The sequence below is a fragment of the Arhodomonas sp. KWT genome (genome assembly GCF_010993615.1).
In genome coordinates this window covers 24,786-30,949 of the sequence record NZ_WNXE01000029.1, presented here as the reverse complement: position 1 = coordinate 30,949, position 6,164 = coordinate 24,786, and the positions used below count along the sequence as shown (strand labels likewise).

The 6,164-nt window shown below is 70.3% G+C and carries 8 protein-coding genes; 1 reads left to right on the top strand and 7 read right to left on the bottom strand.

What is annotated here, in order from left to right; translation table 11 throughout:
• The coding region (locus tag G7A99_RS07565; RefSeq protein ID WP_163139350.1) for an ABC transporter substrate-binding protein at positions 1-395 on the bottom strand (395 nt) is incomplete at its 3' end.
• Between the two features lie 341 nt (positions 396-736).
• On the opposite strand from G7A99_RS07565, the gene G7A99_RS07560 reads away from it, so the two are divergent.
• Positions 737-1,378: a YigZ family protein gene (locus tag G7A99_RS07560; protein ID WP_205599767.1), complete on the top strand. Its 642-nt coding sequence runs from the start codon at positions 737-739 to the stop codon at positions 1,376-1,378.
• Between the two features lie 13 nt (positions 1,379-1,391).
• On the opposite strand, the gene msrA is transcribed toward G7A99_RS07560, so the two are convergent.
• The 6 genes from msrA to G7A99_RS07530 all read right to left on the bottom strand — a co-directional run bounded on the left by msrA (position 1,392) and on the right by G7A99_RS07530 (position 6,050).
• The gene (msrA, locus tag G7A99_RS07555) at positions 1,392-2,015 is read right to left on the bottom strand and encodes a peptide-methionine (S)-S-oxide reductase MsrA (protein WP_018717782.1); all 624 of its coding nucleotides are present in this window, start codon (positions 2,013-2,015) and stop codon (positions 1,392-1,394) included.
• Positions 2,012-2,518, bottom strand: coding sequence for a peptide-methionine (R)-S-oxide reductase MsrB (gene msrB, locus G7A99_RS07550; RefSeq protein WP_018717783.1), 507 nt, complete (start codon positions 2,516-2,518; stop codon positions 2,012-2,014). Before msrB ends, msrA begins: the two co-directional genes overlap by 4 nt.
• 152 nt (positions 2,519-2,670) lie before the next feature.
• A complete protein-coding gene (locus G7A99_RS07545) occupies positions 2,671-3,423 on the bottom strand; it encodes a haloacid dehalogenase type II (protein ID WP_163139348.1) in 753 nt (250 codons plus the stop codon).
• Between the two features lie 99 nt (positions 3,424-3,522).
• Positions 3,523-4,293, bottom strand: coding sequence for an AraC family transcriptional regulator (locus G7A99_RS07540; RefSeq protein WP_163139347.1), 771 nt, complete (start codon positions 4,291-4,293; stop codon positions 3,523-3,525).
• A 39-nt stretch (positions 4,294-4,332) separates the two neighbouring features.
• Positions 4,333-5,127 carry an ABC transporter ATP-binding protein gene (locus G7A99_RS07535; protein WP_163139346.1) on the bottom strand — a complete coding sequence of 265 codons (795 nt, stop codon included), beginning with the start codon at positions 5,125-5,127 and terminating at the stop codon, positions 4,333-4,335.
• Positions 5,127-6,050, bottom strand: coding sequence for an ABC transporter permease (locus G7A99_RS07530; RefSeq protein ID WP_018717787.1), 924 nt, complete (start codon positions 6,048-6,050; stop codon positions 5,127-5,129). Before G7A99_RS07530 ends, G7A99_RS07535 begins: the two co-directional genes overlap by 1 nt.
• Positions 6,051-6,164: the final 114 nt, after the last annotated feature.

The window sequence follows — 6,164 nt, the reverse complement described above, 5'->3', positions numbered from 1 at the left end:
AGTGCCGAGGCGCCCGCGCCGGTGGGCATGACCACCACGCCCTGCTCGGTCGCATAGCGCTGTACCGGGATTGCCGTGTTGGAGCGCACCAGGTCGGTGATCATGTCCACGTGGTGGGTCTCGACCAGTTCCCGCGCCGCCTTCAGTGCCTGATCCGCATCGCTGCCGTGATCCATGGCGATGATACGGATGGGGGCACCGTCGATATTCCCGCCCAGGCGGTCGGCGGCGACCTCGGCGGCGACCACGCTCAGCTGGCCGGCGTCGCCGCGGGAGACGCCGGAGAGGTCGGTAAGCACCCCGATGCGGATCTCACCGTCGGAGAAGTCGGCATGGGCCGTGGCATACGCGCCGCACAGCACCAGGGCGAGCAGTCCGCGAAGCATCGCGCGCATGGATGATCTCCTTGCTGGCCGGCGCAGTCCATTCCCTACCGCGCCTTATTGTTCGGATTGGGCCGTGTTGCCGCGACGGCGCGTATCCGCGCGGCTACGCACGACTGTAGCATTTTGGCGGCGTGGCGGTCGCCGGCGTGTGAGCAACATCAAGCTTTGATGGATCCACGGTCTCATCCGGTGCCTGATCGCCGTGTGTCCGTATGCCTTGCGGGTGCAACGGGCCCTTGCCGGGCGGCACCGCGGTCCGGTGAAGGGGCGTTCCCGGCATACCGGGGTGAGGACGGGCAAGCGTCCGGGTTAGTATGGCGGCACGCCTTTCACCTCCCGGAGGAGTCGCCGTGGCGGACACCGCCCCGCTGGTGCCGGCCGGTCCGGCGCGTGCCGAGACCTTGGTGCGCAAGAGCCGGTTCATCGCTCACGCCGAACGCGCGGAGACGCGCGGGGAGGCGTTCGCCGTGGTCGATCGGCTGACCGCGGAGTTCCCGGACGCGCGCCATCACTGCTGGGCCTACCTCGTCGGAGACCCCGAGGGGGCCGCCTCCGCGGCGGTGAGCGATGCCGGTGAGCCTTCGGGTACCGCCGGCCGGCCCATCCTCGGTGTGATCCAGCACAAGGGCATCGCCGACGTGGTGGTGGTCGTCGTGCGCTATTTCGGCGGTATCAAGCTGGGGGCCGGCGGCCTTACCCGGGCCTACGCGGGTGCCACGGAACAGGTGCTATCGGCGCTCGAGCTCACGCGTCACCGGCCGTGCTCCCGGGTCCGCCTGCATATGGGCTTCGCGGTCGAGCAGCCGCTGCGCCACTGGGCCTCCGGTCACGACGCATGGCCGTGCTCGGTCGACTACGGCGAGGGGGTGGTCATGGAGCTGGTGCTGCCGGACGACGAGCTGGAGGCGCTGTCGGCGTTCTGCGGCGCGCAGGGCGTCCGTATGGAGGCGCCCGCCACCGTCCCGGGAACGGACGGCGAAGGACGCGGTTGATGGCGGACGGGCCTCACCCGCCAGCCTCGTCACCCCAGATGGCTTCCAGGCGCTGGTCCCGCCCGCAGCGCAGGCGGTAGTACTTGTAGCGGATCGGATTCTTCCGGTAGTAGTCCTGGTGATAGTCCTCCGCCGGATAGAACGCCGAGGCGTCGACCACCGGTGTGACGATGCGGTGATCGAAGCGCTGCGCCAGCCGCTCCTTGCTCTGCTCGGCGAGACGGCGCTGCTCGTCGTTGTGCACGAAGATCGCCGTGCGATAGGAACGGCCGCGGTCGCAGAACTGTCCGCCGGGGTCGAAGGGGTCGACGTTGCGCCAGTACACCTCGAGCAGCCGCTCGTAGCTGATCTTCGCCGGGTCGTAGACCACGCGTTCCGCCTCGTAGTGACCCGTGCCGCCGCTGCCGACCTGGCGGTAGGTGGGTCGCTCGACGTGGCCGCCGGTATAGCCGGAGATCGTCTCACGCACGCCGTCGAGCTTGTCGAACGGCGGCTCCATGCACCAGAAGCAGCCGCCGGCGAAGGTCGCCACCGCGAGTCCCTCCGGTGGCGGGCCGGCCGCGGGCTTGCCCATGCCGGCGGCGCCTGCGGCGGTGGTGACGGCGGCAAGGAGGATTACGGCCAGCCGGCGCATCATGCCGGGGCCTCCCCGGCGGGGACGAAATCAAGCGCCACGCCGTTGAGGCAGTAGCGCAGCCCCGTGGGCTCCGGACCGTCCTCGAAGACGTGGCCGAGATGGCCGCCGCAGCGGCTGCAGTGCACCTCGGTGCGCACCATCACGAGCAGGCGGCGGTCCTCGCGGGTGCCGATCGCGCCGTCGATGGGGGCGTAGAAGCTCGGCCAGCCGGTGCCGCTGTCGAACTTGGTCTCCGAGCGGAACACGGGCTGGTCGCAGCCGGCACAGGTGTATACCCCGGCGCGCTTCTCGTGCAGGAGCTCGCTGCTGCCGGGTGCCTCGGTGTCCTCCTCGCGCAGGACCTCGTACTCGCGTGGGGTCAGCCGCTTGCGCCACTCCGCCTCGCTGAGCTCCAGGGGGAACTCGCCGGCGGCGCGAGCGCTCGGCAGCAGCCGCCACACCCCGGCGGGGATGATGGCCGCGGCCCCGAGGGCCGCGAGCAACTGGCGTCGTGTCATGGCCATGCCTTCTCTCCGCTGACCTTTACCGTTTCGACAGCCCCGTCCCCGGTATGTTCGCCGGGGGCGGGCGGCCATGGGAATGACCGTGTCAGTAAGGCTAGCGCGGGGACTCCGGCATGTGCATACGGGGCTTTACGGACCCCGCCCGCCCTCGTTCAGCGCGCCGGCGGGGCGTCCTCCTCCTCGCGCACCTGCGCGGCCATGCCGGCGAGGTCCGGGAAGAGGAAGTCGACCGAGGGCCGTTCCGGTACCTCTGCGGTGGCCCCCCAGCTGCCGCCACGGGACAGGCCCTGGCGATCGATCCAGCATCGGGCGAGGCCGGCGTGGCTGGCCGGGACGTGGTCGTGGAACAGGCTCTGGGCGGTGTGCAGGATCTGCTCCGGGGCGATGCCGTGGTCCTCCCGCAGCCGGTTGACCATGTACTCGAAATTGCCGGGGGTGGGCTTGTAGGCGCCCATGTCCTCGGCGGTGTAGATGGCGTCGAAGGTGACCCCGAGCTTGCGATTGGAGGCGGCGAAGCCCCCGTGGTCCACGTTGGAGAGGATCACCAGCCGGTACGAACGGGCGAGCGAGCGCAGGGCGTCGGCGCTGTCGGGGAAGGCGGGCCAGTGAGGCACGGACTCGCCGAACGCCCGGTCCAGGGCCTCGTTGCTGCGCAGCCCGAAGCGCTCGACGAAGCGCTCGTGGACACGCCGCAACAGCTCGGGGTAGCGCATCCCGGGGGTCTCGGCCTGCTGCGTGCTCTCGAACTCGGCGAAGGCGGCGAGGCCGGTTTCGCGGGTGATTTCCGTGCAGCCGTTGGCGTGGAGCACCGGCTGCAGGGCGTCCCAGATCCCGCTCTCCCAGTCGATCAGCGTCCCGTAGCAGTCGAAGGTGAGCACGGAGAAGTCGGTCAGTCGACGGGTCATGGCTTGCATCTCCTCTGCGTCCTGAGGCCGCAGTCTGGAGCGTGGGGCGGAGGCCTGTCTTTGCCCGTTGCTGCCGCCGTTTGTGCCTGGTCTCCGCCTTTATCGCCGGCCACCGTGGCGGCGGCGGTAAGCGGCCGGCGGCATGCCCGTCTCCCGGCGGAAGGCGCGGGTGAAGGTGCTCTGGTCCGCGTAGCCGGAGGCCAGGGCGATCTCCGCGAGCGGCCGGCGCGTCGTCTCCAGCAGCCAGCGTGCGTGATGCAGGCGCTGCCGGGCGAGATAGCGGCCCGGCGAAGTCCCGAAATGCGTATCGAACAGCGTGAACAGCCGGCTGGTTCCGACACCGGCCTCGCGGGCGATCGCCGCCACCGTGAGGGCCTCGCTGCAGTGGGATTCCATGAACCGGACGGCCCGCGCCAGCGGCCGTGGCAGGGCGGCGGGGACCGTGTCGAGGCCCCGGGCGAGGGTCTCGACGATCATCGATCCGGTGACCTCGGAGCGCACCCCGCCGAGACCGTCCGGGCCGATGCGCTCGGCCATGAAGCGGCACAGCCCGTGGAGGCTGGCGTCGAAGCGCACGAAGGGCTGTTCGGCGGCCGCCTGCCAGAATTCGCGGCCGTTGCCGGGGGAGGGCGGTGCGGTGATGTCGAGGATCAGGAACGCGTTGTCACCGCTGCCGGCGAAGCCGTGGGGCCGGCCGCGGGGGATAACGGCGGCACAGTCGCCGGTGACGTCGCCGCCCCGGCCGTCCACGTCCATTTCCAGTGTGCCCGCCAGCGGCAGCACGACCTGGTGATGGGGGTGAGCGTGGTGGTGTGTCTCCCGCGCGTAGCGCCGCAGCGCCAGGTGTGCCGGTTCCGTGGGGACCGTCATGACCGTGTCCTCCGGGCCGGCGTTCGCCGCCGGCCATGTTCAGCCGAGTACGAGTGCGTCGTCGTCGACCTCCTCGCCGCGGACCTTCTCGAACATGTGCAACAGGTCCTCGACCTTCATGCCGCGGCGCTCCTCCCCGCTGACGTCGAGCACTACCCGCCCCTCGTGGAGCATGACCGTACGGTCGCCGTGGTCCAGCGCCTGACGCATGGAGTGGGTGACCATCAGTGTAGTCAGCCCGGACTCTCCCACGAAGCGGTCCGTCAGGCCCATGACGAAGTTCGCGGTACGCGGGTCCAGCGCCGCAGTGTGCTCGTCGAGCAGGAGGATGCGCATGGGGTTCATGGTGGCCATCAGCAGGCTCACGGCCTGGCGCTGGCCGCCGGAGAGCAGGCCCATGCGGTCGCCGAGGCGGTCCTCGAGGCCGAGGTTGATCTCCGCGATCCGCTCGCGGAAGGCGCGGTGGCGGCCGCCGTCGACCGCGCGGCGCAATCCGCGGCGGTGGCCGCGGGCGCAGGCAAGGGCCAGGTTCTCCTCGATGGTGAGGTCTTCGCAGGTGCCGGCCATGGGGTCCTGGAACACCCGGGCGACCAGCCCCGCCCGTGCCGATGTGCTGCGGCGGGTGACGTCGTCCTCGCCGATGAGCACGCGGCCGGTGTCCGTGCCGGTCTCGCCGGCGAGGACGTTGAGCATGGTGGACTTGCCCGCGCCGTTGGAGCCGATGACGGTGACGAACTCGCCCGTGGGGATGTCCAGGTTCAGGCCCGTGAGCGCGTGGGTCTCGATGGCCGTACCGGGATTGAAGGTGACGTGGATGTCCTCGAGACGGATCATCAGCCCTGTCCCCCCTTGTTGGCCGGAGTGGCCCGGGCCCGGCGCTGCATGGCGCGCTTGGTGCGCAGGCCCGGCAGCACCATGGCGACCACGACCAGCACCGCGGTGATGAGTTTGAGGTCCTGCGCCTGCAGGCCGATGAATTCGGCGTTGAGCGCGAAGGCCACGGCGAAGCGGTAGATGATCGAGCCGATCACCGCGCCGATGACCGCGCGCACGATCGTCTTCGGCGGTACCAGCGCCTCGCCCACGATCACCGCGGCCAGGCCGATCACGATGGTGCCGATGCCCATGGTGATGTCCGCTGCGCCCTGGATCTGGGCGAACAGCGCGCCCGCGAGTGCCACCAGGGCATTGGACAGCGCGATGCCGAGCAGCGTCATCCGCCCGGTATGAATGCCCTGCGCGGAGGCCATGCGCGGGTTGGCACCGGTGGCGCGCATGCCGAGTCCCATCTCCGAGCCCAGGAAGCGCGTGATCAGGTAACCGGTGACGAGGACCACGACCAGGAGCACCGCGGGATTGAGCCAGTAGTAGGGGATGTCCAGGCCCTCGAATGCGGAGAAGACCGTGGGCTCGCCGAGCAGTGCGACATTGGGCCGGCCCATGATGCGCAGGTTCACCGTGTGCAGCGAGATCATCACCAGGATGCTCGCGAGCAGGTGGAGGATGCGCAGGCGCACGTTCAGCCAGGCGGTGACCAGCCCGGCGCCGGCCCCGGCGAAGAAGGCGGCCACGGTCGACAGCCAGGGGTTCACGCCGGCGAGGATCAGCGTTGCGGCGACGGCGGCGCCCAGCGGAAGGCTGCCGTCGACGGTAAGGTCGGGGAAGTTGAGTATCCGGAAGCTCAGGAAGACGCCGATGGCGACCAGGCCGAACAGCAGGCCGGTCTCTATGGCGCCGAGAATGGCGATCTGACTCACGTCGCTGCCCTTTGCGTCATAACCGAAGGTGCCGGTCCGGGCCGGCCACGCCTTGTGGGCGCGGCCGGAAAACGGCCGGTGGCCGGGCGCCGGCGTGGTGGCCGGCGCCGTTCG

Coding starts and splice junctions, on each gene's coding strand:
- msrA (WP_018717782.1), bottom strand. CDS start 2,015: ATGATGCGCCGGCTGGCCGTAATCCTCCTTGCCGCCGTCACCACCGCC.
- msrB (WP_018717783.1), bottom strand. CDS start 2,518: ATGGCCATGACACGACGCCAGTTGCTCGCGGCCCTCGGGGCCGCGGCC.
- G7A99_RS07545 (WP_163139348.1), bottom strand. CDS start 3,423: ATGACCCGTCGACTGACCGACTTCTCCGTGCTCACCTTCGACTGCTAC.
- G7A99_RS07540 (WP_163139347.1), bottom strand. CDS start 4,293: ATGACGGTCCCCACGGAACCGGCACACCTGGCGCTGCGGCGCTACGCG.
- G7A99_RS07535 (WP_163139346.1), bottom strand. CDS start 5,127: ATGATCCGTCTCGAGGACATCCACGTCACCTTCAATCCCGGTACGGCC.